This window comes from Tahibacter amnicola (genome assembly GCF_025398735.1).
In the GTDB taxonomy this organism is placed as follows: Bacteria; Pseudomonadota; Gammaproteobacteria; order Xanthomonadales; family Rhodanobacteraceae; genus Tahibacter; species Tahibacter amnicola.
On the sequence record NZ_CP104694.1, the window covers coordinates 4,671,816 to 4,694,764 of the forward strand.

Here is a 22,949-nt window from a genome sequence, read left to right on the forward strand (position 1 = left end):
CCCGGCTAGGTCTTGCGTGTGGCCTCGTAGAGGCGGCCGCTGTGCAGTTCCAGCACGCGGTCCATGCGTCCGGCAAGCCCGCGGTCATGGGTCACCAATATGAAGCTCGTACCGATTTCCCGATTGAGTTCCAGCATCAGCGCATACACCTGCGCTGCGTTCTTCTCATCGAGATTACCGGTCGGTTCGTCACCGAGCACGCAGGCCGGGCGCGTCACCAGTGCCCGCGCCACGGCGCAACGCTGCCGTTCGCCACCGGACATCTCGCCGGGCTTGTGCTGCAGGCGATGGTCCAGACCTACGCGTTCGAGGAGTTCAGACGCCCTGCGTTGGGCTTCGGCTACCGGCGTGCCGCGGATCAGCAGCGGCATGCACACGTTTTCCAGTGCCGTGAATTCCGGCAGCAGGTGGTGGAACTGGTAGATGAAGCCCAATGCGCGGTTGCGCAGCTGGCCTCGCGCGCGGTCGGAGAGCGTCGACATGCGCTGGCCATCGACTTCGACATCACCGCTGGTAGGCGTATCCAGCCCTCCCAGAATGTGCAGCAGCGTGCTCTTGCCCGAACCGGAGGCACCGACAATCGCGAGTGTCTCGCCGCGCGCCAGTTCGAAGCTCAGGCCAGACAACACATCCGTGTTCAGGCCGCCTTCGCGGAACGACTTGCCCACATCGCGCGCCGACAGCACCACGTTGCCGGGTGCGCGGCCCGCGGCTTGCTGCGCCAGATCATGCTTACTCATAACGTAGCGCCGCCGCCGGTTCGGTACGGGCCGCACGCCACGCCGGATATAACGTCGCGAGCAGCGAGAAGACGAAGCCCAGGAGGGCAATCAGGCCGACATCGCTCCATTGCATGTCCGACGGCAGGTCGCTGATGTAGTAGACGTCCGGCGACAGGAACACCAGGCCTGTTTTCGTCTCGATGAACTTGACGATCGCTTCCAGGTTCAACGCGAGCACTACCCCGAGCAGGGTGCCTATGGCGATACCGATGACGCCGACCACCACCCCCTGCACCATGAAGACGCCCATGATCGTGCCGGGTGAAGCACCGAGCGTGCGCAGGATGGCGATATCCGCCTGCTTGTCGGTGACCAGCATCACCAGCGTCGACACCAGGTTGAATGCCGCCACGGCGACGATGAGCGAAAGGATCATGAACATCACGCGCTTCTCCATCGCGATGGCGCGGAAGAAGTTGGCATGGCCCTGCATCCAGTCGCGCACGCGATACAGCCCGCCAAGCTCGGCCGCAAGCTCGCGCGCGACGGTGAAGGCGCGGAACATGTCATCCAGTTTCAGGCGGATACCGTCGGGACCATCGGTCTGGTAGAGGCGCCGCGCATCATCCATGTGCACGATCGCAAGTCCCGAGTCGTATTCCTCCATGCCGATCTCGAACACGCCGACGACGGTGAAGCGCTTGAGTCGCGGCACGGCGCCAACGGGCGTGGCGCGAATCTCCGGTGCGTACACCACCACCTGCTCGCCGACATCGACGCCCAGCTTGTAGGCCAGTTCTCGCCCGAGCACGATGCCAAACCCACCGGGAAACAGGTCTGTCAGCTTGCCGGACTTCATCTTGTTGTGGATTTCCGCCACCTTCGGCTCTTCACCAGGAAGGATGCCGCGGACCAATCCGCCGGCAACGCGCTGCCCCTGCAGCATGGCTTCACGCTCTATGTAGGGGGCTGCGCCCAGCACGTGCGGGTTCTTCTCCGCCTTGGCCAGTGCCGATTCCCAGTCCTTCACGCTGTCGCGCACGCCCTCGATGGTGGCGTGCGACACCATTCCGAGGATGCGTGAACGCAGTTCGTTGTCGAACCCGTTCATCACGGAGATGACGACGATGAGGGCCGTGACCCCCAGCGCGATGCCCGCCATCGACACCAGGGAGATGAAGGAGATGAAGTGATTGCGGCGCTTGGCGCGGGTATAGCGCAGGCCGATGAAGAGTTCTAACGGTCGGAACATCGACGGTGACAATCCTTGAAGGCGCGGCTCTGACCGGAAATCGCGGGCGAGAGTGCCCCACGCCGGCACGCGACGCAAGCGTGCCGCGTCACGGATGCCGCTCAGGTGAGCGGAATTACCCGGCCACGGGCTTCGGTCCCGCCGGACAATCGCACCAGCAGCCGCCGGCGGGATTCCCGGTCGAGGTTGTCTGGCGTCAGGATCACGGTGGCGACGCGGCCGGTGGCCAGGCGCAGTCGCAGGAGGAGGCACATCCCCAGGCGACGCCAGTCGAGCAGGTCGGCGTCGAGGATGAGGCCCTGTTCGGCCATCCAGGCCCAGCTGCCGTCCTCGCGCCAGGCGATTCGCACCGGCGCGCCCCGCGGCTGCGACCAGTGGCGCCACGCGACCAGCACAACGAGGATGCTGGCGATGGCCGCCGCCGGCGCCGGCATGGCACACAGCCAGAGGGATGCGATGGCGAGCAGGCACACGCCCAGCCCGGCGTAGCGGACAGCGTCCGAACCGGCGTAGTCAAACGCGAGGGCGGTCGCGGATTTCACGGATGATGTCGCGCCAGTCAGCGCGGTCGGGCTCGCGACGACCGACCAGCCAGTCCCACAGATCCGGATCCTGCACATCCAGCAGCTCGGCGAAAGCCTGGCGCAACTGGGCATCCACAACGGGGTAGCGAGCGTCCAGCCACCAGCCCACCAGCGCGTCCAGCTCGCGCGTGCCGCGCCGGCAACGCCAGCGCAGCCGTGCCAGTTCGGAAGGTTCGCTCATGGTCACTGTGCCCTTCGCCACGCCGACAGGACGCGGCGTCGCTAACTTCACGCGCCCTGGCGTTCCACCATGAGCTTTTTGATCTCCGCGATGGCCTTGGCCGGGTTGAGACCCTTCGGGCAGGTGCGGGCGCAGTTCATGATGGTGTGGCAGCGATACAGGCGGAACGGGTCTTCCAGGTCGTCCAGGCGCGCGCCGGTGTCTTCGTCACGGCTGTCGACGATCCAGCGGTAAGCCTGCAGCAGCACGGCCGGGCCGAGATAGCGATCGCCGTTCCACCAGTAGCTCGGGCAGGACGTCGAGCAGCACGCGCACAGGATGCATTCGTAGAGACCGTCGAGCTTGGCGCGGTCTTCCTTGGATTGAAGGCGCTCCGAGTCCGGCGGCGGCGCACTCTGGGTGCGGATCCAGGGCTTGATCGACGCGTACTGCGCGTAGAAATGCGTCAGGTCGGGCACCAGGTCTTTCACGACCTGCATATGCGGCAGCGGATAAACCGGCACCTCCTTGCCCCCGCAATCGCCGACGGCCTTGGTGCAGGCCAGCGTATTGGTGCCGTCGATGTTCATGGCGCACGAGCCGCAGATGCCTTCGCGACAGGAACGGCGGAAGGTCAGGGTCGGGTCGATCTCGTTCTTGATCTTGATCAGCGCGTCCAGAACCATCGGGCCGCAACTGGCCATGTCGACGTCGTAGGTGTCCACGCGCGGATTCTGGCCATCATCCGGATTCCAACGGTAGACCTTGAAGGTGCGCACACTTTTGGCACCCGCGGGCGCCGGGAAATGCTTGCCCTTCTGCACCTTGGAGTTCTTCGGAAGGGTGAACTCAGCCATGGCGATTCCTTGAGTTGCTGTCGGCGCTGATCAGGTTGTTCAGCCAGCCGCCACTTAGTACAAAACGCGGAAAAGTGATGAATTGCTCAATCAGCACGCGACCGATGAAATCGGCAGGGCCGTCAAACGGTATCGGCGCCTCAGCCTCGCGCTTGTGACCGACGCCCTGCACGGCAAATGCCGCCACCGCGACCACGACCGAGACGCCAGCCGCCAGCCATTGGCCATGCACCAACGACGTCACCGCCGCGAGCACGCCGGCGATGAAAGCCGGCACGGCCAGCATGTGCAGCACCAGGTTCAACCGATCGCGGTGGTTGCGATCGTAGCCTTGCCACTGCCAGCGGATCAGCCCGCCCTCGCGTGCCATCGCCGATACCTCAGTAGACGCGCGGCTTGGGCGGAACGACGTCGACGTCCTTGGTCAGCGTGTACATGTGCACCGGGCGATAGTCGAAGCCGACCTTCCCCGCCGCATCCACGTTCACCAGGGTGTGCTTCTGCCAGTTCGCATCATCGCGGTCCTGGAAATCCTCGCGCGCATGCGCGCCACGGCTTTCCTTGCGGTTCTCGGCCGAATACATCGTCGCCACCGCCTGGCCCAGCAGGTTCTGCAGTTCCAGCGTTTCGATCAGATCCGAGTTCCACACCAGGGAACGGTCGCTCACGCGCACATCCGCGAAGGAATCGTAGGCCTGGCTGATCTTGGTGCAGCCTTCCTTGAGCGTCTCGCCGGTGCGGAACACGGCGGCGTCCTTCTGCATGATGCGCTGCATGTTCAGGCGGATATCCGCCGTCGGCGAACCACCCTTGGCAAAGCGCAACTTGTCGAAATTCGCCAGCGCGGCATCGCAGGCCGAGGCCGGCAGATCCTTGTGCGGCGTGCCTGGCTTGATGATCTCGGCCGCGCGATTGGCCGCGGCGCGACCGAACACGACGAGGTCGAGCAGCGAGTTGGAGCCGAGGCGGTTGGCCCCGTGCACCGACACGCAGGCCGCCTCGCCAATGGCGAACAGACCCGGCACGACGGCGTCGGGATTGTCACCGACCTTGCGTACCACTTCGCCGTGATAGTTCGTCGGAATGCCACCCATGTTGTAGTGCACCGTCGGCAGCACCGGGATCGGCTGCTTGGCCACGTCGACGCCCGCGAAGATGTGCGCGCTTTCCGCAATACCCGGCAGCTTTTCGTTGATGACCGAAGGCCCCAGATGCATCAGGTTCAGGTGAATATGGTCAGCGCCCGGGCCGACGCCGCGCCCTTCGCGGATTTCGATCGTCATCGCGCGCGAGACGACGTCGCGGGAAGCGAGGTCCTTGGCGTTCGGTGCGTAGCGCTCCATGAAGCGCTCGCCCTTGGAATTGGTGAGGTAACCGCCCTCGCCGCGCACGCCTTCGGTGATCAGGCAGCCCGCGCCGTAGATGCCCGTCGGATGGAACTGCACGAATTCCATGTCCTGCAGCGGCAGGCCGGCACGCAGCACCATGCCGCCGCCATCACCCGTACAGGTATGTGCCGACGTCGCGGAGAAATAGGCACGGCCGTATCCGCCGGTCGCCAGCACCACCGCGTGGGCGCGGAAGAGATGGATCGTGCCCTCGGCCATGTCCAGGGCAATCACGCCGCGGCAGACGCCTTCCGAATCCATGATCAGGTCGAGCGCGAAATACTCGATGTAGAAACGCGCGTCGTGCTTGAGCGACTGCTGATACAGCGTGTGCAGGATCGCATGTCCGGTACGGTCGGCCGCTGCGCAGGTACGCTGCGCGGTCCCCTTGCCGTAGTGCGTGGTCATGCCGCCAAACGGGCGCTGGTAGATCTTGCCGTCCTCGGTGCGCGAGAACGGCACGCCGTAGTGCTCCAGCTCGATCACGGCCGGAATGGCTTCGCGGCACATGTATTCGATCGCGTCCTGGTCGCCCAGCCAGTCCGACCCCTTGATGGTGTCGTAGAAGTGGAAACGCCAGTCGTCCTCACCCATGTTGGCGAGGGCCGCCGACATGCCGCCCTGCGCCGCCACCGTGTGCGAGCGCGTCGGGAATACCTTGGTGATGCACGCGGTGCTCAGGCCCTTGGCGGCCATGCCGAAGGTGGCGCGCAGGCCGGCACCGCCGGCGCCCACCACCACGACGTCGTATTTGTGTTGCTGGATCTTGTAGCTTTCCATCTCGTCAGCTTCCCAGAGCGATGCGGGCCACGGCCAGGATGCTGGCGAGCGCACCAAGCACGGCGAGGAACTTCACGGTGACCTGCGCGGTGATTTCCAGGCCGCGCGTGTGCACGTAGTCTTCGATCACGACCTGCAGGCCCAGCTGGGCGTGCCAGAACACGGCCACCAGGAAGGACACCATCAGCACGGCATTGCAGGGCTGACCGACGAGGGCGCGGGCACTGGCGTAGTCCAGGTGCAGCAGGCGCAGGGCCAGCCAGACAAACCAGATGGACAGCGGCACCAGGGCGAGCGCCGTGATGCGCTGGACGATGAAATGGTGGGTACCGCCACGCGCGGAACCGAGGCCGCGGACGTTCTTGAGCGGCGTGCGAAGGCGTGCGTTCTTCATGCCGCACCTCCGCGCAGGAAGACGCAGGCCCAGACAAGGGCAGTCAGCACCAGCGAACCGATGACGGCCAGCCAGCCGGTACGCACGAACTGCTCGATGCGGTAACCCCAACCGGTGTCTTCGGCGAGATGACGAAGGCCGTTCAGCAGGTGATAGGCCAGTGACCAGGTCCAGCCAAACAGCAGCACCTGCCCGATCAGCGAGCCGGCACAGGCCTGCACCTTGGCGTAGGCCTCGGGGCCGGCCGCCAGACCGCCGAGCAGACACACCAGCAGGATCGTGCCGAATGCGAGGGCGATACCTGCCGCGCGGTGCAGGATCGAGGACACCATCTGGATCTGCCAACGGTAGATCTGGAGGTGCGGTGACAAGGGTCGTGCCGCTTGAGGCATGGTCGCCATCCTTTACGCCAACCGGGTTACCGATCCGACATCCCATCGTTTCCGGCGCAAGCGGCCCTCGGCCGCATGCGTTCAGAAATCGATGCAACGGCCATTCTTTTCCCAGTCACCGTAGCGGGTAGGCTCCGGCCCCTGGCGGCCACCGACCTCACGCGGACGCACGGGGGCGTCCGTCGGCACCGGAGCAGCAGGCTCGGGAGCGACGTGGTCAGGCGGAACTGGCTGGGAAGTGGATTCGGGCATAGGTTTTGAAGCGGCGCGAAGGGTAACGCCCGAGGGGGAACTGACAAGGGATGCGGGCCATTCGAACCGGCGTGGACTACCTGCCTGCTCCACCCATTGCGCGTGTGCATGGGTTTGGACGCAGGGGTTTGCGATACTCGCCTGATTCCCCTGGAGATCGTCACGCCGTGATTGCGTTACCTGCGCCTGAGGTTGTCGAGCTGGCGGGTCCGGACGCGCAGAAATTCGCGCAGGCCCAATTCTGTAACGATGTGCTGGCCCTGGCGCCGGGAAACAGCCAACTCAACGGGTGGCTCACGACACAAGGGCGCGTGCGGCGTCTCTTTCACCTGTATTGCTGGGACGAAAGCCGCTACTGGCTGGTGATGCGCGGCGGCGATGCCGCGTCAATCGTCACGCCCCTGAAAATGTTCGTCTTTCGCCTGAAAGTTCAGGTGGCCGTGGTCAGCGGATGGCGACTGTGGGGATCCGCGGAGGGCGCCGCGCCGGCCGGTGCGGCGTCGATACCGTTGCCCGACGGCCGGTACCTGCACCTGGCCCCGGACTGCACCGATAGTGCGCCACCTGCCAGCGCGCCCGCGGCATGGACCTGCGCGGATATCGAGCACGGCCTGCCCTGGCTGCCGGAGCACGCCATCGAGCAAGTGCTTCCTTCCTGGATGGGTTTCCAGGCGCTGGGAGCCATCAGCCATCGCAAGGGCTGTTACCCGGGGCAGGAAATCGTGGCCCGCCTGCATTTCAAAGGTGGCGCCGACAAACGGGGCCCTGCGGTGGTGCGCGCCAGGCCGGACGTCCTTGCCACTGCCGGCACCCTGCGCGATGCCCAGGGCGGCGAAGCCGGGATCCTTCTGCAGCACGCTCACGAGGGGGGCTCAGCGATCGGCCTGGCCGTGCTGCGCCGCGACGTTGCCCAGTCCGGTGCCGTCGTGTTTGCCGACGGCGGCGCACCCATCGAGGTGCTAGGGCCGCCGAAGTTGCCCGGCACTGCGGCTGAGACCGCCACAACATAAGCCCCATTTACAAGGATTTGCCGCGCGCATCGAAAGTGGCCCTGAAATTGGCTAGCGAAGATTGCGTATAATCAGGCGAATTCAGGGGTATTAGGGGAGATTTGGCATGAGCCAGCGAATTGGCATGGGTCAGCGCCTCATGGGCTTTTGCGCGGCGGCGGTATTGCTGGCCGCCCCGGCTGTCGCGGCGGACTACACCTTCGCCGTCGAGCCGATCTATCCCCCGGAGAAAGCCACCGAGGTCTACCGCCCCCTGGTGGACTATCTCGCGAAGGCGACGGGTGAGCGCTTCACCCTGGTTACACCGAAGAACTACCACTTCTATTGGCGCGATATGCGCCAGAACCAGAAAGTCGACTTCTCGCTCGACGAAGCACACCTGGCCGACTACCGCATCGCCCGGTTCAAGTACCTCCCGCTGGTGCGCACGGCGGAAAACCAGAGCTATACCCTGGTGACCAATGTCGACCTGCAGGATCGCGGCCTGGAGGCCCTGGTCGGCACCAAGATCGTCTGCATGGGCGCGCCCAGCCTGGGCTATGCCCTGCTCCTGGGCTTCTACCCCAACCCGATCCAGCAGCCGGATATCGAGTCCTCCGCCGCCTCGTGGCGCGATGCCGTGGAAGCGGTGTTCGCCGGCGAAGCCCAGGCCGCGATGATTCCGACCTGGCTCAAGGACCAGTACCCCAACCTCACCCCGGTCAAGACCTCCCGCGAGTTTGCAGGCGCTGCGATTTCGGCCAGCGCCACGGTGCCCGAAGACGTCCGCAGCAAGGTGACCCAGGCGCTACTGAAGCTGGACCAGGACCCGAGCCTGAGCAACCTCCTGCTCGAACTGGGCACCTCGAAGTTCGTCCCGGCCAACGTCACGGATTACACCGGTTCCGAGACCATGCTCAAGGATTTCTACGGCTACCAATAAGGTAGTTCGCCCGAGAGGCGGCATCCGCCCGGCCGCCCCTCCAGGCAAAGTGAAAAACGGTAGAAGTTAATATTTTTCCCGTTTTCCACCCAAAATATTGTCTGAACAAGATGTTACGCGACTGTTAACCAGGGTCCAGCCCGGTTTGACAGCTCGTCCCCGGGCCGGTAGGGTGCGCCCCATTCGACCGTTCGGGCGACAATCCCCGAGACGGCAAATCTGCAGACCCACCCGTATCGAACCCCACCCTGTCGGTTCGACGTGGTGACGGTCCGCCGGGCTCTACGCCCAATGGCGACCGCGGTCTATGGACTCCCGGCAGAGCGGGAGAGGTGATCAACCGGCTGTCTTACCTGCCCTGGCCGTTGCCGGGGGCAATCAGGACACAGCCACGCCGCTGGAGTGCGCGGCGCAACCGACATTCTGAATCCCCGATCGATCAGCCCGTGCCGGGCCTATCTGTGGGCGGTTCGGTGTGCACGGAGGTGTGACCATGAAACTGGGCCTGCTGATGTGGATGACGACGCTCATGCCACAGCCCCTCGCCGACCAGACCTGCCTGGCCGCGACGGTATACCTGGAAGCCCGCAGTGAATCCATGCGTGGCCAGATGGCCGTAGCGGAAGTGGGTCTCCGACGCCTGGAGCAGCGTCGCTGGGGTGACAATTTGTGTCAGGTGCTCACGGCACGTGGACAATTCGCCCTTTCCATAACGAGCAAAAATTACCAGATTGACAATGTCGACGCGTGGAATAACGCCTGGTCCGTAGCCAGCGCCGCGCTCAACGTGTGGGCGTTGCCGGAAGACCTGCGCATGCTGGTCGTGCCCGGCGCGAACCACTTTCTGGCCAGCTATGCAAACCAGCCATCCTGGGCCGCCGGACGGCCGCTCATGGTCATCGGCGAGCACCGCTTCTACGCGGTGAACTAGCGTGAATACCGCGCCGGAACTCCGGCGCGGCATATGTCGCAAGATGGATTAACGCAACAAGTACGCTTCTCCATTCCGAACAACCACGCGATCACCGGGCCGCAGCGACTGGCGGTTGTTGCGCATGTTCAGCACGCGATAACCGCCGTTATCCATCGATACCTCGACGTGCCAGTAGGTGCGGTCGCGACGGTGACGCTTCTCGACATTGTGTCCAACCGCACCGCCAGCCAACGCGCCGGCGACGGTCGCTGCCTTGCGTCCGTCGCCCTTGCCAACCTGGTTGCCGATCGCCGCGCCCGCCAGGGCTCCAATCACTGTGCCGCCACCCAGGCGGCGGTCTTCACCGCGCTCGCGATAGGCCTCGCGCACCACGCCGCAGTTGTAGCAACCGCGATGGTTGGCGAAGACGGGAGTGGCGGTACCGAAGATGACGGCGCCGGTCAGCGCCAGCGCGGTGATCCGTGAAAACTGCGTACGCATAAGACCTCCTTGGAGTTCCGCGTCCGGCGATCCATGGGTCCACTGCCGGATGCAGCTCGAGGGTGCTCCCCCGAGGCTGAATCTTCGCGAAGCAGTCCAGCCGAGGCCGCCGGCGAAGGCCGGGTTCATGCTTCAGCCGGCCTCCGGTAGGATCGCTACTTCGCCCCCGCCAGGCTTTCCGATGGATCCACTGTCGAAACACCTTCGCGAACTCGACCCGAAGGGCGCCGCCGACGCCCTGGCCCATCGCGACGACGCCGAAGTTGCCGCCGTACTTGCCGAGCTCAACCCGGGCCAGGCAGTGGAAATCCTGGAAGAATTCGCGCCCAGCCGGCGCGATCGCATCGTCGCGGCCAACGCGGCTGGCGAGCAGTGGCTGGAAGACCGCGCCTGGCCGGAAAACACCGTCGGGCGGTTGATGGAGCGGCCCAATGCCGTGTTCCTTGCAGGCACACGCATCCGCGAGGCGGTGGAGTCACTGCGCGAAGCCGTCAAGAAGACGCTGATCACATATCTCTATGTCGTCGACGCGGACGACCGGCTGGTCGGCGTCGTTGCGTTCCGCGAGCTCCTCTACGCCAACGCCGATGACACGCTCGCCGACGTCATGGTGCCGACCCCGTTCTTCCTGCATCCGGAAACCGATCTGATCGACGCCATGCACGACGTCGTCACGCGGCACTATCCGGTGTACCCGGTGTGTGATGACGCCAATCGCCTGATCGGGGTTGTGCGCGGCTCGGTTCTGTTCGAACAGCAGACCTTCGAGATCAGTGCACAGGCCGGCTCGATGGTCGGTGTGGAGAAAGAGGAACGAACCGCAACGCCCTGGTTGCGCGCGTTGAAGTTCCGGCATCCCTGGCTGCAGCTGAACCTGTTCACGGCCTTTGTCGCCGCGGGCGTCGTCGGCGCGTTCCAGGACACGATCAACCGGATCGTCCTGCTCGCCGTGTTCATTCCGGTACTTTCTGGACAATGCAGCAATACGGGTTGCCAGGCCCTGGCGGTGACCCTGCGCGGCATGACCCTGGGCGAGGTCCGCGCCGGCCAGGCCTTTGCTCTCATGGGCAAGGAAGCCATCCTCGGATTCGCCAACGGTGCGCTCACCGGCCTGCTCGCCGCTGCCGGCATGTATGCCATGGCTGTCGCGCAGCAGCACGGCAATCCCCTGGCGCTGGCGGTCATCACCTTCCTGGCGATGACCTGCAGCTGCGCGATTTCAGGCGTAGCGGGTGCCTGCGTGCCGCTGGCGCTCAAGCGGCTGGGGGCAGATCCGGCCACCGCGTCCAGCATCTTCCTCACCACCGCCACCGATGTGGTGAGCATGAGCCTGTTCCTGGGGCTCGCCGCCTGGTGGATCGTCTGACGGGCGCTACTTCAAGCCGAACCAACGCCGCGGTACCAACAGTTTGAGCGCGCGCTCAAGGCTCTTGCGACGCAAGCCACGCTGGCACAGACCGCGCCAGATCGGACCGAGCCATTCCCTTCGCGGGCGATCGAGAATCGCCTCGCGGGCATCCGCTTCGATTCGATACATCGCGACCACGTCCGCGACGTCTCTGCGCTGCTGTGCCGACAGGCCGGCCGACAGCGTCGCCGCCTTCTCGATATCGCCGGCGATGTCGCGGTACATGCGTATGGTCCGCGTGTAGCGGCGACGGAACTTCTCCGGCGAATCGTCGCTACGCGCAAAGATCCAGTTGCCGAGACTGTCGGGGTTCTGGCGATAGTCGACCAGGGCCATGTCCAGGCAACGGCCGCGTCCCAGCAACATCGCGCGCAGGGTAAGGATGTTGTCCTCGGCGCCGGCCACCAGCGGGCCGAACCGGTCGAACACGTCACGCCGCACGGCGATGGTGGCCCCGAGCAAGGTCACGAGCTTCCCCGCACGGCAGAAGTACTGCAGGTCAAACTCATCCGGCATGTGTCGCACTCCCTTTCGCAGCGGCGCGCCGTTCATGTCGATCTCGTCGACCACGCTGCCGAGGATGGCCAATTGCGGATCCGCATCAAACGCAGCGAGCGCCCGCCCCGCCCGCGTAGGACGCGAGATATCGTCGCCGGCCATGATCACGAAGACACGCCCCCGCGCCATGGCCATCAGCTCGCTCAGGTGGCGGCCGATTCCGCGATTTTCGACGCAGCGACGCACGGTGATCCGGTGCGGCCCCTGGTATCCCTCGACATGGGCGCGCGCTACCTCGAAGGTATCATCAGGGGACGCGTCGTCTGAGATGATGATCTCGCAGGGGACCGTCTGCGCCAGGGCGCCGTCGATCGCGGCGGTGATCGTATCGCGCGCCTTGTAGGCGATCAGCAGCACGCTAACGGCGGGATCAGGCAGGTTCATCGGCGCGAAGTCACCGCTGGTCGCGGTCGGGATGGGGTCGGCAAGTGTACAGGCAGTCGGGTGTATCGAACCGGGCTTGCGGTGCGCCGGTCGCATCCCCAAGACTGCACGCATGGATACCGTCGCCTACCGCCTGGTCGACACGCATTGCCACCTGGACGTTCCGGAGTTCGCGGAAGACCGGCCCGCGGTGATCCGGCGCGCACGCGCCGCCGGCGTCTGCGACCAGGTTATTCCAGCCATCCGCCACGCCGACTGGGACGCGCTGCGCACGCTGTGCGCCAGCGAGCCCGGCCTGCACCCGGCCTACGGTCTGCATCCCTTGCTGCTGGAGGAACACCAGGACGCGCACATCGATGCGCTGTACCGGCAACTGGAGGCCGGCGACGCCGTCGCGGTCGGGGAATGCGGCCTGGACTACTTCGTCGAAGGGCTCGATCCGCAACGCCAGCGCCACTTCTTCGAAGCCCAGCTCGTCGCGGCCCGTGAATCGGATCTTCCGGTCATCGTGCACGCACGCCGGGGGTGGAAGAAGTCACCGCCATGATCAAGCGGGTCGGCCGGCTGCGCGGCGTCGTGCACAGCTATTCCGGCAGCCTGGAACAGGCAGGCCAATTGTGGAAACTGGGATTTATGCTCGGCTTTGGCGGCCCCATCACCTACGAGCGGGCGACCCGGCTGCGTCAGATCGTGGCGACGATGCCGCTGGAATACCTGCTGCTGGAGAGTGACGCCCCCGACCAGCCACTGTCCACGCATCGCGGCGAACGCAATGAACCGGCACGCGTGGCCGAAGTACTCGACGCCGTCGCCCGTCTGCGCAATGAACCGGCGGCGCAGATCGCCGAGGCAACCAGCGCCAACGCTGCACGCCTGTTCGGCATTCAGCCCAGTCAGACGGGTTGACGCGCAGCCAGCACCCGCTCGATCACCTTGCCGGCTGCCACCATGCCAAAGGCTGCCGTCACATGCATCGCGGCCCCCAGTCCGCTGCCACAATCGAGGCGGAACCCCGCGTCCGCGTCGCTCGGGCGTGTGCCGCAGACGGTGCCATCGGCCTGGGGATACCGCACGTTCTCCAGTGAGAAGACAGCCGGAATGCTGAAATAGCGATCGCGGTTGCGCGGAAAGCCGAAATCCTGGCGGAGCTTCTTGCGGATCAGCGACAGCAGCGCATCGTGCTCGGTGCGCGACAGGTCGCGCACCTGGATGCGCGTCGGATCAACGCGCCCGCCGGCGGAACCGACGACGACCAGTGATCGCTTGTTGCGGCGGCACCAGGCGATCATCTCCACCTTGACGCGAAAACTGTCGCAGGCGTCGAGGATGACGTCGTAGTCCCGGTCGAGCAGGTCGGTCAGGTTCGACGGCGTGAGGAACGACGCGATGCGCTCGACCGCGATTGCCGGGTTGATCGCCCTGGCGCGCTGGGCCAGCACATCGACCTTGGCGCGACCAAACTCGCCGTCCAGCGCATGCAGCTGGCGGTTGGTGTTGGAAACGCAGACGTCGTCGGGATCGACCAGCGTCAACCGGCCGACGCCGGATCGCGCCAGCGCCTCCACGGCCCAGGAGCCGACACCGCCGACGCCGATCACCGCCACGTGCGCTCCGGCCAGGCGTTCGACGCTGCCGCGGCCATACAGGCGGTCTACGCCGCCAAATCGGGATGCTTGGATTTCTTCGGACATCCGCCGATTTTACCTTTCGTTTCCGCGGTTTCGCGCCTTTACTGCTGGAACGGCTTATGCTTGGCCGCAACGCCATGAGACTGACGGTCCATCCGCCATCCGTCCACCGCCGCCCGGCCCGAGTCGGCAAGGCCCTGCTATCGGCGTTTTTCGCCCTCGCTGCCCATATCGCGGTGGCCGACATATCCCCGATCGAACGACTGCGGCGCCTGTCGCTGGATGCGCCCAGTCACGCCCTGACCGAGGGCGAACGGCTGCTGGCCTTGCCCGAGGTAAGGGCGGCACCACCGGACCAGCGCGAGATCCTCATGCTGATGGGGCGTGCGTCGATGATGCTGGCCAGCCTGAAACAGACCGAGGCCATTGCCGCCCGGCTGGATGCCCTGGCCGAATCCAGGAATCTTCCGACAGCACATGCCGAGGCCAGCCTGCTGCGGGCGTCGAGCCTGCTGGATCAAGGCAAGTACGAGGAAGGCCTGCGCCTGGGCACAGCAGCAGCCGCGCAGTTGCGCGTCGACGGCGACGCACCGCTGCAACGGCGGGCCATCGTGGACATGTGCGAGTTCCTGATTCTCTCCGAGAACGCAACCCAGGCGCGCAGCTACTGCGAACGCGGCCGCGACGAGGCCGTGACGGCGGGGGATGATTTCAATCTCGCCCGCGCCCTTCATTATCTGGCCGGGCTCGAGCGCGACGCGGAACACAACGAGCAGGCGCTCGCGCTGACCAGCCAGACCCGGGCTCTGTTCGAGAAGCTGGGCATGCCCTCCATGGCTGCCTCGCTCGACGACGAAATCGCCAGCCTGCACCTGGCGGAAGGCAACGCGGCAGAAGCACTGCGCCTGGCGCAGAACGCCCTCGCCTTCGAGCGCGCCGCAGGACGACAGGCGCACGCGGCACTGTCGATGATCACTACGGCGCAGGCGCAGAGCCAGCTGGGTCGTCACGACGAGGCACGCCGCACGATTGCGGACGCCCTGCGCCGGATCCGCTCGGCGCACGCCGCCGCCCTCCTTCCGAGCGCCCTGCTCACCCAGATGGATATCGCCGACGCCGCCGGCGACCGCGATACCGCGTTCGCCGCGGCGAAGGAAGCGCTGCTGCGCCTGGAAGAACAGACCTCGCGCGAAAGCCGGCGCAGCATGGTGGAGCTGGAAGCCAAGTACGCCAACCTGGAAAAACAACGTCTCATCGACACGCTTGAACACGAGAACCATGTGAAAGAACTGGCACTCAGCCGCGCCGAGGCCGACGCGGAACGCAAGGCCGCCGCACTGGAGCGCGAACGCCTGACGCTCTGGCTGATGGCCGCCGTCGCCGTGGGTCTGTTCGCAAGCGTGCTGCTCCTGTTTACGCTCCTGCGGACCCAGCGCGAGCAGTCGCGCCGGTTGCGTCACCTGTCGGAAACCGATCCGCTCACCGGCGCGGCGAACCGGCGCGAGTTCCTGCGCGAGCTGGGCGAGGTTTACGAGCGGGCGCTCAAGAATGGACGGGACGCCAGCCTGCTGCTGATCGACGCCGACCATTTCAAGGCCATCAACGACCGCCACGGACACCAGGTGGGCGACCAGGCCTTGCTGGCCATCGCCACGGCGATTCGCGGCACGATACGCGACGGCGACATGCTCGGCCGGCTGGGCGGCGAAGAGTTCGGCGTGGTCCTGGCGGACGCTGATCACCGGCGGGCGCGCAATCTGGCCGAGGCGATGATCCTTGCCGTCTGCACCGCAACCTTCACGGCCCCCGCCGGGCCGGTGCCGCTGGGCATCAGCGTCGGCGTCGCCAGCATCCGCCCGCACGCGCCGGGCAGCCCCGAGGCCTGGTTCAGCGCGGCCGATCGCGCCCTGTATGCCGCCAAGCACAGCGGTCGGGGGCGCGCGGTGTGCGAGGGTGACCTGCCGGAGGTCGTATCGGCCTAGGCCGCCTCTGCGCCGCCACGCCATCGATTTGCCCACCGGGTTATGCTGTTCATTTTCCGACGGATTGCCCATGCGCTCTGTGATCCTCCTACTGACCGGCCTCCTGGTCGGCGCGCTGGCCACTTTCAGCGCGAGTAACGCGCTGCGCCTGCGGAACGCATGGCCTCGCGGTGTGATGGCTGTGATCCAGCATCATTTTGCCGCGCTTCAGAACGCCCAGCGCGACAAACGATGCACGGCGGACACCCTGCGCCCGCACCTGGACATGCTGGCGGCTATCAGTGCCGACATCGAGCCGGCACATCCGGACGCCGCGCAAACGCCGGACTTCCGCACCCAGGCGCGACGATTTGCCGATACCACGCAGCGCCTGGCCAGCGCGCCCCCTGCAGACTGTCCGGCGCTGGACCGCGAGGTCTCCGCCCTCAAGGACGCCTGCAACGCGTGCCATCGGGATTACCGCTAGCGATACGGCCCAGGAAGCCGTGTCATCGGCACGCTCGACCATCCTGCCCCGTCCCGTGCGGCGCCGACTTCTCCGTCACCCGCGCCGGCACCGCTGGCAGCCGCGTCATTGCTGACTTTCTGCGCGGATCAGGCGTTTCTCCACTCGCCCAATTCCGGTCAATTCCACTAGTATCCGATCGGGCTCCAGCGCATCCGTGGTCGGACTGCGTACCGATGGCCCGCGATGTGCAACATGGACTCCGACGAGGTGCCGGAAAACCGGCACCGCGCGCCGCCGGTGGCGTGGGACCTGCGTCCTGATACCGGTGGCATGCCGCGCATGTTCGGGCGACTCCGCGATGCCATTGCGATCCACGGGGCCAGTAGTCTTCCAGCCTGGGTGCGAATGACCACGACCGAAGCCACCCGATCGAACACGTACCGGGCACCGCGCTGGATGCGCCTTGCCTGGTGGACCACCAAACGCAGCTGGCAGCGTTTTCAGACGGCTGTCTTCACCCGCGCCCGGTATTCCGAGCCCAAGATGCGCTGGATGGGCGCCCTGGGCGTGTTCGGCTTTCCCGCCTACTACCTCGTATGGGCCAAGCTGCTGCCGCAGCCCTACGAAAGCCTCAGCCTGCGCCTGTTCGGCTCGCTACTGTTCCTGCCGCTGATGCTGGTGCGCTACTGGCCGCGTCGCCTCAAGAGCTGGCTACCGCTGTACTGGTACCTGGCCATGACCTTCGCCCTGCCTTTTTTCTTTTCGTACATGTTGTTGCAGAACGGCGCTAACGTGGCTTGGCTGCTTTCGCACCTATGCTCCGTATTTCTCATGGTCATGTTGTTCGATATGACCAGTTTTCTGGTTACCAGTTTTGTAGGCACGGTGGTTGCAGTAATCACGTATCTGCTGGCACCCGCCCATCCCCTGGCCGCCGATGCACTTCTTGCCTATTCGCCGGTTTGGGCGTTCGCGATTCTTTCCGGATCGGTGTTCAGTATTTCGCACAGCATGAGCAACCAGGCCCGCATCGATGCAATAATCGCGGCCACCAACAACATCGCGCACGAACTCCGGACACCACTGGCATCCGTGCGCATTGCGACCCAGGCCGTGCATCGTTTCTTGCCGCTACTCGCCGAATCGCATCGTAAGGCCAGTCTGGCAGGGCTTGCTGTGCCGGATTTGCGCGATTCGCAGCTAGGAAGGCTGAGCAAGGCAATGGATACCATCGGTCGCGAAGTGGAACACGCCAACACCGTCATCGACATGCTCCTGGTCGCGGCTCGGCCCATCGGCGAGCTGCAGATGGAAAAGGTTTCCGCACGCGATTGTCTGGTCGAAGCGATGGAGCGTTATCCCTTCGGATCACAGCACGAGCGCAGCCGCGTATCCGCCGACACCACCGGCGACTTCGAATTCACCGGCTCGCGCCTGCTGGTCGTGCATGTGATCTTCAATCTGATCAAGAACGCCCTCTTCCACACCGGCCGGGCCGGTAAAGGCACCATCACACTGTCCGTCGCCAATGATGCGGAAGGCCGGCGCATCGTCTGCCACGACACAGGACCCGGTATTCCGGCGGATGTGCTGCCCCACATCTTCGAACGGTTCTACTCCAGTGCCACCGATTACAGCACCGGCCTTGGGGTTGGCCTGTCTTTTGTACGTATGGCGCTGGAGCGAATGGGCGCCACCATCACCTGTCGTTCCACGTTTGGAGAATTCACCGAGTTTACTCTTTCATTTCCGCTCATCCTGGAGAGTGAAAGCTGATGATGCCCAACGCCGGTGCAATCCAGCCATTCTTCTTCCCCACCACGACCGTCCTGGTGGACGATCACGAGGAATACCTCGACGTCGTGCCTTTGATGCTCGACCCTGCCCTGCACCTGCGGGCTTTCAGCTCGCCGCGCGCCGCCCTGGCTGCGCTGGGCAGCGCAGGAAGTCGACCGGTCCCCGGGGGTGGCTGGCTGTACCGCTGGAAGGATCGTCCGTCGCAGACGCAGGAACTGGTCGCGCTCGACGTCGACTCGATCCATCGCATCGTCTACGACCCGGAACGCTTCTCCGAAGTCTCGGTGATCGTGGTCGACTACTTCATGCCGGAAATGGACGGCGTGAGCTTCTGCAAGCGGCTCAACAACCCATTGATCGGAAAAATCCTCCTTACCGGTCGTGCCGAAGACTCCGTCGCGATCGAGGCCTTCAACTCGGGGATGATCGATCGCTTCATCCGCAAGAGCGATCCCCAGGCGATGAGCAAGCTCGAAGTCGCCATCCGGGAACTGCAGCAACGCTATTTCGAGCGCGCCGGCGCCTTTGTTGCCGAAACGCTTGCCATGGGACGATTCGGTTTCCTGCGCGACCCGACTTTCCGCGACGTGTTCGACTCCGTCGTCTCCACGTTCCAGCCTGTTGAATCCTATGTCGTGTGCAATCCGACCGGCGTCATGATGCTCGACGCATGGGGTGTGGGTCGATTCTTGCTGGTGCAAACAGATGATGACTTGCGCGAGCAATATGAGATCGCCGAAGACCGCGGAGCACCGGATAGCGTCCTCATGGCGCTGCGGTCCGGAAAATCGCTCCCGTGGTTCTATTCCAGTGGCGGTTTCTACAGCCCGCAGCTGGCCGACCCCGGCTCCAATCTCTTTCCCGCGACCGCCGTGCAAGGCGATCGCTGGTACTACTTCAGCCTTATCGATCATGTCGAACCGTTGCAGCTGGCCAAAGTGAAGTCCTATCGCACGTGGCTTCGCGAACAGGACAGTCAGAGCGGCGCACCGCCTCGCGGCGACGACTGATTCGATCAGCGCACACCTCTCACGATTCAGACCGGTCCATGGCCGGACCGGTCAACCAACCGCGACACACGTGATGTCGCGGGACGCTATGGACTGGCTTTTATTTTTCTTAACTCCCGTGAGAGGTAATAGTCATGAGCGCTTCCTTTGCAACCGTCGTTTCCCAGTCCCTCAGCCAGCTGCGTCAGGCCAAGTCGCCGGAACTGCCCGAGTTTGCCCGTTCGCGCGTCGAGCGTTTCTACACCGACCGCGTGGCCGCGAGCTGGGGTGGCCGACACATCCTGCGTGGCGTCAAGCCGGAAGCTAACGCGTTGATGCTCCAGAGCAACGACTACCTGGCCATCACGCGTCATCCGGAAATCGTCGAAGCACAGCGTCAGGCGTTGTCGACGGCCGGTAACGGCATGATGATGTCGGCGATCTTCATGCAACAGGACGATGAGCCCATCCATGTCCTGGAGCGCGAACTCGCCATGGCAGTGCGTACGGAAGATGCGATCCTGTGTCAGTCCGGTTACGTGGCGAATGTGGGTCTGGTACAGAGCCTGGCCGGCGAACGGACGCCGGTGTACATCGACATGCTGGCGCATACGTCGCTGTGGGAAGGCATCAAGAGCGCGGGCGCCCAGTCGGTTCCTGTGTTTCACAATGATCCGGACTACCTGGAACGCCAGATCCTGCGCCACGGCCCGGGCGTGGTGATGGTGGACTCCGTCTACAGCACCAACGGCAGCGTATGCCCACTTGTTGAATTTGCCGACATTGCCAATCGCCATGGCTGCGTTTTCATCGTCGACGAATCGCACTCGCTGGGAACACACGGACTCAATGGCGAGGGACTGGTGGCCAGCCTTGGCCTCAACGACAGAGTGCACTTCATCACTGCCAGCCTGGCCAAGGCCTACTGCGCCCGCGCCGGCCTGATCGCGTGCAGCCGTCGCTTCAAGCAGTACTTTGGCTTCGAATCGCTGCCGGCGATCTTCTCCTCGGCTCTGTTGCCGCATGAACTGGCGGGCATCGAGGCGGCGCACCACGTGATCGTCAGCGAAGGCTGGCGCCGCGCGCGCCTGCGTCACGTCACCCAGCGCATCCGCCAGGGACTGACGGAGCTGGGCTATCCGATCGGCGAAGGCACGGAACAGATCGTGGCCCTGGAAGTGGGCTCGGAATCGGCGGTGATGCAGGTGCGTGATGCGTTCGAGGCGGAAGGCATTTTCGGCGCCATCTTCTGCGCACCGGCAACGGCGAAGAACCGCGCACTGCTGCGTCTGACGCTGCATGCCGGGCTCACCGACGCCGACGTCCAGCACCTGATCGATGCCGCAGCCCGTATCCGTCATCACGTCAATCTGGAAGACTGGAGTGCCACGCGGCGTGCCCGTCGCGGCCTGACAAAGGAAGCGGCGCCGATCGTCGAAGTGGCCTGATACCGTCCGTTGACGGCAGGAACTGAGTACTTCGGTACTTTGAAAGGGCGGCCTCCGGGCCGCCTTTCCTGTTAGAGAGTGTCGCATTCAGGCGGGAACCGCCTGTCGCCATTCGGCCGGTGCCGGCTCGGCGGACAGGCGCTCCAGATCCACCACTCGATCGGCCAGCGCCAGTGATTCGCGCCGGTGAGCAATCATGATCCGGGTGATACCGAGCTGGCGTATGTGCGCATTGACGCGATGCTCGGTCATCGCATCCAGCGCACTGGTTGCTTCATCCAGGAACAGTAGCCGCGGCTCGGCGTAGAGCGCCCGCGCCAGCAGGACGCGCTGCTGCTGGCCACCGGACAGCGCGCCGCCCATGTCGCCGACGAGCGAATCAAAACGCATCGGCATGGCTTCAATATCGTCGCGAATGCAGGCCAGTTCGGCACAGGCCTGGATGCGCGCGCTGTCGGGTTGCGGATCCTGGAAACAGATGTTGTCGCGCAGGCTGCCGCTGACCAGGTGATCCTCCTGCATGACGGCACCACACAGGGCGCGATAGTCACGCAGCCCGATACGCCGGATGTCCACGCCGTCGAGCAGCACCTCCCCCTCGCCGGGCTGAAGCAGACCCATGATGATCTTGAGCAGCGTGGTCTTGCCCTTGCCGGACTTGCCGGCAAACGCCAGGCACTCGCCGGCGCGGATCTGCAGGTTCACATGGCGGAACAGCCAGGGTTCATTCTCCGAATAGCGGAACCCGACATTACGCAGCGTAATCTCGCCACGCACACGCTCGGCAACCACGCCCTGCCCCTCGCGGTTCGTCTCGGCATCTGCGAACACGATGTCTGCCAAGCGGGACAACTGGACGCTCAGCAGCGTGTATTCCAGCAGCTTGTCCACCAGGCCGTGGCATCCCATCGAGAACTGCTGCCGGTAGGCGAGGAAGGCGATCAACATGCCCACGGTCAGCTGCTGGTTGAGCACAGCCAGCGTGCCGACCCAGATCAGAATGATGTGCTCGAGTCCTGCCAGCACACTGTTGCCAACCTGGTTGACCAGTTGCCAGCGTGTCATGCGGGCATCCGCGTTGACCGCCTCCGACTGCAGCGACTGCCACGCCGCCAGGCGCTCGGATTCCCGGCCGAAGGTCTTGATCGGCAGCATCGCCCGCAGCGATTCCAGGAACTGCGAGTCGCAGCGGGCGCGTTGCACGATGGCATCCATCATGGCGTTGCGCATCGGCCGGAACAGCAGCCAGCGCAGCAGCGAATACAACGCCATCGCACCGATGGCGATCGCCGCCAGCGACGGGCTGTAGAGCAGCATCAGGAGCAGTGTCGTCATTGCCATGACACCGTCCACCAACCCTTCGATCAAGCCACCGGTCAGGGTCTGTCGCACCTGGCCGAGGGCGTTGAAGCGCGACTGCAAATCACCGACGGAGCGCTTCTGAAAAAATTCCAGCGGCAGCGTCAGCAGGTGCCGCAACAGGTTTGCGCCCAATTGGAGATTGAGAGAACTCCCCAGGTACAGCACCGCCCAGCCACGCAGCGCCTCGGCACCGGCCTTGACCAGGGTCAGCACCGCAAATCCGATTCCCATGGCCGTGAGCAGGGCGTGATCCTGTGCCGGCACGACGCGATCGAGCGCCAGCTGCAGGAAATACGGCATCACCAGCGCGAAGACCTGGATCGCCAGGGCAAGACCAATGATCTGCAACGCCGTCCCGCCCAGACCACGTGCGGACGACCATAACTGCCCCAGGCGCAGCTGCACCGATTCGTCGACCGCGACAAAATCGCTGCGCGGCGTGAGTTCCACGGCCACGCCGGTAAAGCTGCGTGACAATTCGTCACGATCGATCCACCGCTCGCCGCGTGCCGGATCGTGGACCTTGACGCCACTTCGTCCAATAGCGACCAAAACGACAAAATGCGACAAATTCCAATGCAGCACAGCCGGCAGCTGCAACCTGGTCACGTCATCCAGATCCACTCGCACCGCACGCGTGTTCATTTTCAGGCGCTCTGCGCCGGCAATCAGTTGCTTTAGCGTCATTCCTTTGACAGTCATGCCGAAACGACCGCGCATCTGGTGCAGGTCGATGCGGTGGCCATGATAACCGGCCACCATCGCCAGGCAAGCCAGCCCGCACTCGGCGACCTCATTCTGCAGGATCACGGGTGTCC

Annotated in this window: 23 protein-coding genes and 1 pseudogene; 10 read left to right on the forward strand and 14 right to left on the reverse strand. The window is 64.7% G+C overall.

Annotated elements, in window-relative coordinates:
- Positions 1 to 5: 5 nt before the first annotated feature.
- From lolD to N4264_RS18310, 10 genes are all read right to left on the reverse strand, one after another.
- Positions 6 to 740, reverse strand: coding sequence for a lipoprotein-releasing ABC transporter ATP-binding protein LolD (lolD, locus tag N4264_RS18265; RefSeq protein ID WP_261693665.1), 735 nt, complete (start codon positions 738 to 740; stop codon positions 6 to 8).
- Entirely contained in the window at positions 733 to 1,974 is a 1,242-nt protein-coding gene (locus tag N4264_RS18270) for a lipoprotein-releasing ABC transporter permease subunit (RefSeq protein WP_261693666.1), read from the reverse strand. Before N4264_RS18270 ends, lolD begins: the two co-directional genes overlap by 8 nt.
- Before the next feature lie 101 nt (positions 1,975 to 2,075).
- Complete coding sequence (locus N4264_RS18275; RefSeq protein WP_261693667.1) at positions 2,076 to 2,516, reverse strand: protein YgfX; 441 nt, start codon at positions 2,514 to 2,516, stop codon at positions 2,076 to 2,078.
- The gene (locus tag N4264_RS18280; protein ID WP_261693668.1) at positions 2,488 to 2,739 is read right to left on the reverse strand and encodes an FAD assembly factor SdhE; all 252 of its coding nucleotides are present in this window, start codon (positions 2,737 to 2,739) and stop codon (positions 2,488 to 2,490) included. Before N4264_RS18280 ends, N4264_RS18275 begins: the two co-directional genes overlap by 29 nt.
- A 47-nt stretch (positions 2,740 to 2,786) precedes the next feature.
- A complete protein-coding gene (locus N4264_RS18285; RefSeq protein ID WP_261693669.1) occupies positions 2,787 to 3,575 on the reverse strand; it encodes a succinate dehydrogenase iron-sulfur subunit in 789 nt (262 codons plus the stop codon).
- Positions 3,568 to 3,945, reverse strand: coding sequence for an Mpo1-like protein (locus N4264_RS18290; RefSeq protein WP_261693670.1), 378 nt, complete (start codon positions 3,943 to 3,945; stop codon positions 3,568 to 3,570). Before N4264_RS18290 ends, N4264_RS18285 begins: the two co-directional genes overlap by 8 nt.
- 10 nt (positions 3,946 to 3,955) lie before the next feature.
- Positions 3,956 to 5,743 (reverse strand): succinate dehydrogenase flavoprotein subunit, encoded by a 1,788-nt coding sequence (gene sdhA / locus N4264_RS18295; protein ID WP_261693671.1) that lies wholly within the window; start codon positions 5,741 to 5,743, stop codon positions 3,956 to 3,958.
- Between the two features lie 4 nt (positions 5,744 to 5,747).
- A complete protein-coding gene (gene sdhD / locus N4264_RS18300; protein ID WP_261693672.1) occupies positions 5,748 to 6,137 on the reverse strand; it encodes a succinate dehydrogenase, hydrophobic membrane anchor protein in 390 nt (129 codons plus the stop codon).
- Positions 6,134 to 6,529, reverse strand: coding sequence for a succinate dehydrogenase, cytochrome b556 subunit (gene sdhC, locus N4264_RS18305; protein ID WP_261693673.1), 396 nt, complete (start codon positions 6,527 to 6,529; stop codon positions 6,134 to 6,136). The genes sdhD and sdhC overlap by 4 nt, the downstream gene beginning before the upstream one ends.
- An 81-nt stretch (positions 6,530 to 6,610) precedes the next feature.
- A complete protein-coding gene (locus N4264_RS18310; RefSeq protein WP_261693674.1) occupies positions 6,611 to 6,781 on the reverse strand; it encodes a DUF1674 domain-containing protein in 171 nt (56 codons plus the stop codon).
- Between the two features lie 167 nt (positions 6,782 to 6,948).
- On the opposite strand from N4264_RS18310, the gene ygfZ reads away from it, so the two are divergent.
- The 3 genes from ygfZ to N4264_RS18325 all read left to right on the forward strand — a co-directional run bounded on the left by ygfZ (position 6,949) and on the right by N4264_RS18325 (position 9,644).
- The gene (gene ygfZ / locus N4264_RS18315) at positions 6,949 to 7,791 is read left to right on the forward strand and encodes a CAF17-like 4Fe-4S cluster assembly/insertion protein YgfZ (RefSeq protein ID WP_261693675.1); all 843 of its coding nucleotides are present in this window, start codon (positions 6,949 to 6,951) and stop codon (positions 7,789 to 7,791) included.
- Between the two features lie 106 nt (positions 7,792 to 7,897).
- Positions 7,898 to 8,713, forward strand: a complete 816-nt coding sequence (locus N4264_RS18320) for a phosphate/phosphite/phosphonate ABC transporter substrate-binding protein (RefSeq protein WP_261693676.1) — start codon at positions 7,898 to 7,900, stop codon at positions 8,711 to 8,713.
- Between the two features lie 493 nt (positions 8,714 to 9,206).
- Positions 9,207 to 9,644, forward strand: coding sequence for a cell wall hydrolase (locus N4264_RS18325; protein WP_261693677.1), 438 nt, complete (start codon positions 9,207 to 9,209; stop codon positions 9,642 to 9,644).
- Positions 9,645 to 9,692: 48 nt separating this feature from the next.
- Here N4264_RS18325 and N4264_RS18330 read toward each other — a convergent pair whose 3' ends face one another.
- Positions 9,693 to 10,127: a glycine zipper 2TM domain-containing protein gene (locus tag N4264_RS18330; protein WP_261693678.1), complete on the reverse strand. Its 435-nt coding sequence runs from the start codon at positions 10,125 to 10,127 to the stop codon at positions 9,693 to 9,695.
- 181 nt (positions 10,128 to 10,308) lie between these two features.
- Between N4264_RS18330 and N4264_RS18335 the strand changes: the two genes are divergently transcribed.
- Positions 10,309 to 11,493, forward strand: a complete 1,185-nt coding sequence (locus tag N4264_RS18335; RefSeq protein ID WP_261693679.1) for a magnesium transporter — start codon at positions 10,309 to 10,311, stop codon at positions 11,491 to 11,493.
- Between the two features lie 6 nt (positions 11,494 to 11,499).
- Here N4264_RS18335 and N4264_RS18340 read toward each other — a convergent pair whose 3' ends face one another.
- Positions 11,500 to 12,591, reverse strand: coding sequence for a glycosyltransferase family 2 protein (locus N4264_RS18340; protein ID WP_261693680.1), 1,092 nt, complete (start codon positions 12,589 to 12,591; stop codon positions 11,500 to 11,502).
- Here N4264_RS18340 and N4264_RS18345 point away from each other — a divergent pair.
- Positions 12,590 to 13,383: pseudogene (locus N4264_RS18345) on the forward strand (TatD family hydrolase). The gene N4264_RS18340 and the pseudogene N4264_RS18345 sit on opposite strands and share 2 nt — an antisense overlap.
- On the opposite strand, the gene N4264_RS18350 reads toward N4264_RS18345, so the two are convergent.
- A complete protein-coding gene (locus tag N4264_RS18350) occupies positions 13,371 to 14,168 on the reverse strand; it encodes a tRNA threonylcarbamoyladenosine dehydratase (RefSeq protein WP_261693681.1) in 798 nt (265 codons plus the stop codon). The pseudogene N4264_RS18345 and the gene N4264_RS18350 sit on opposite strands and share 13 nt — an antisense overlap.
- 74 nt (positions 14,169 to 14,242) lie before the next feature.
- Here N4264_RS18350 and N4264_RS18355 point away from each other — a divergent pair, with 74 nt between their 5' ends.
- From N4264_RS18355 to cqsA, 5 genes are all read left to right on the forward strand, one after another.
- Positions 14,243 to 16,087, forward strand: coding sequence for a GGDEF domain-containing protein (locus N4264_RS18355; protein ID WP_261693682.1), 1,845 nt, complete (start codon positions 14,243 to 14,245; stop codon positions 16,085 to 16,087).
- Positions 16,088 to 16,157: 70 nt separating this feature from the next.
- Entirely contained in the window at positions 16,158 to 16,553 is a 396-nt protein-coding gene (locus N4264_RS18360) for a cytochrome c (RefSeq protein ID WP_261693683.1), read from the forward strand.
- Between the two features lie 234 nt (positions 16,554 to 16,787).
- A complete protein-coding gene (locus tag N4264_RS18365; protein ID WP_261693684.1) occupies positions 16,788 to 18,311 on the forward strand; it encodes a sensor histidine kinase in 1,524 nt (507 codons plus the stop codon).
- Entirely contained in the window at positions 18,311 to 19,342 is a 1,032-nt protein-coding gene (locus N4264_RS18370) for a response regulator (protein ID WP_261693685.1), read from the forward strand. The genes N4264_RS18365 and N4264_RS18370 overlap by 1 nt, the downstream gene beginning before the upstream one ends.
- Positions 19,343 to 19,476: 134 nt before the next feature.
- A complete protein-coding gene (gene cqsA / locus N4264_RS18375) occupies positions 19,477 to 20,769 on the forward strand; it encodes an alpha-hydroxyketone-type quorum-sensing autoinducer synthase (protein ID WP_261693686.1) in 1,293 nt (430 codons plus the stop codon).
- Positions 20,770 to 20,856: 87 nt separating this feature from the next.
- Here cqsA and N4264_RS18380 read toward each other — a convergent pair whose 3' ends face one another.
- A complete protein-coding gene (locus tag N4264_RS18380) occupies positions 20,857 to 22,941 on the reverse strand; it encodes a peptidase domain-containing ABC transporter (protein ID WP_261693687.1) in 2,085 nt (694 codons plus the stop codon).
- Between the last annotated feature and the right edge of the window lie 8 nt (positions 22,942 to 22,949).

What these genes read in the sequence shown, in the direction of transcription:
- N4264_RS18365 (WP_261693684.1), top strand. Translation starts at nt 16,788, where the DNA reads ATGGACTCCGACGAGGTGCCGGAAAACCGGCACCGCGCGCCGCCGGTG.
- N4264_RS18355 (WP_261693682.1), top strand. Translation starts at nt 14,243, where the DNA reads ATGAGACTGACGGTCCATCCGCCATCCGTCCACCGCCGCCCGGCCCGA.
- N4264_RS18310 (WP_261693674.1), bottom strand. Translation starts at nt 6,781, where the DNA reads ATGCCCGAATCCACTTCCCAGCCAGTTCCGCCTGACCACGTCGCTCCC.
- N4264_RS18350 (WP_261693681.1), bottom strand. Translation starts at nt 14,168, where the DNA reads ATGTCCGAAGAAATCCAAGCATCCCGATTTGGCGGCGTAGACCGCCTG.
- N4264_RS18340 (WP_261693680.1), bottom strand. Translation starts at nt 12,591, where the DNA reads ATGCGTGCAGTCTTGGGGATGCGACCGGCGCACCGCAAGCCCGGTTCG.
- cqsA (WP_261693686.1), top strand. Translation starts at nt 19,477, where the DNA reads ATGAGCGCTTCCTTTGCAACCGTCGTTTCCCAGTCCCTCAGCCAGCTG.
- N4264_RS18290 (WP_261693670.1), bottom strand. Translation starts at nt 3,945, where the DNA reads ATGGCACGCGAGGGCGGGCTGATCCGCTGGCAGTGGCAAGGCTACGAT.
- N4264_RS18330 (WP_261693678.1), bottom strand. Translation starts at nt 10,127, where the DNA reads ATGCGTACGCAGTTTTCACGGATCACCGCGCTGGCGCTGACCGGCGCC.
- N4264_RS18320 (WP_261693676.1), top strand. Translation starts at nt 7,898, where the DNA reads ATGAGCCAGCGAATTGGCATGGGTCAGCGCCTCATGGGCTTTTGCGCG.
- N4264_RS18360 (WP_261693683.1), top strand. Translation starts at nt 16,158, where the DNA reads ATGCGCTCTGTGATCCTCCTACTGACCGGCCTCCTGGTCGGCGCGCTG.
- sdhD (WP_261693672.1), bottom strand. Translation starts at nt 6,137, where the DNA reads ATGAAGAACGCACGCCTTCGCACGCCGCTCAAGAACGTCCGCGGCCTC.
- sdhA (WP_261693671.1), bottom strand. Translation starts at nt 5,743, where the DNA reads ATGGAAAGCTACAAGATCCAGCAACACAAATACGACGTCGTGGTGGTG.
- N4264_RS18370 (WP_261693685.1), top strand. Translation starts at nt 18,311, where the DNA reads ATGATGCCCAACGCCGGTGCAATCCAGCCATTCTTCTTCCCCACCACG.
- N4264_RS18285 (WP_261693669.1), bottom strand. Translation starts at nt 3,575, where the DNA reads ATGGCTGAGTTCACCCTTCCGAAGAACTCCAAGGTGCAGAAGGGCAAG.
- N4264_RS18280 (WP_261693668.1), bottom strand. Translation starts at nt 2,739, where the DNA reads ATGAGCGAACCTTCCGAACTGGCACGGCTGCGCTGGCGTTGCCGGCGC.
- sdhC (WP_261693673.1), bottom strand. Translation starts at nt 6,529, where the DNA reads ATGCCTCAAGCGGCACGACCCTTGTCACCGCACCTCCAGATCTACCGT.
- N4264_RS18335 (WP_261693679.1), top strand. Translation starts at nt 10,309, where the DNA reads ATGGATCCACTGTCGAAACACCTTCGCGAACTCGACCCGAAGGGCGCC.
- lolD (WP_261693665.1), bottom strand. Translation starts at nt 740, where the DNA reads ATGAGTAAGCATGATCTGGCGCAGCAAGCCGCGGGCCGCGCACCCGGC.
- N4264_RS18325 (WP_261693677.1), top strand. Translation starts at nt 9,207, where the DNA reads ATGAAACTGGGCCTGCTGATGTGGATGACGACGCTCATGCCACAGCCC.
- N4264_RS18270 (WP_261693666.1), bottom strand. Translation starts at nt 1,974, where the DNA reads ATGTTCCGACCGTTAGAACTCTTCATCGGCCTGCGCTATACCCGCGCC.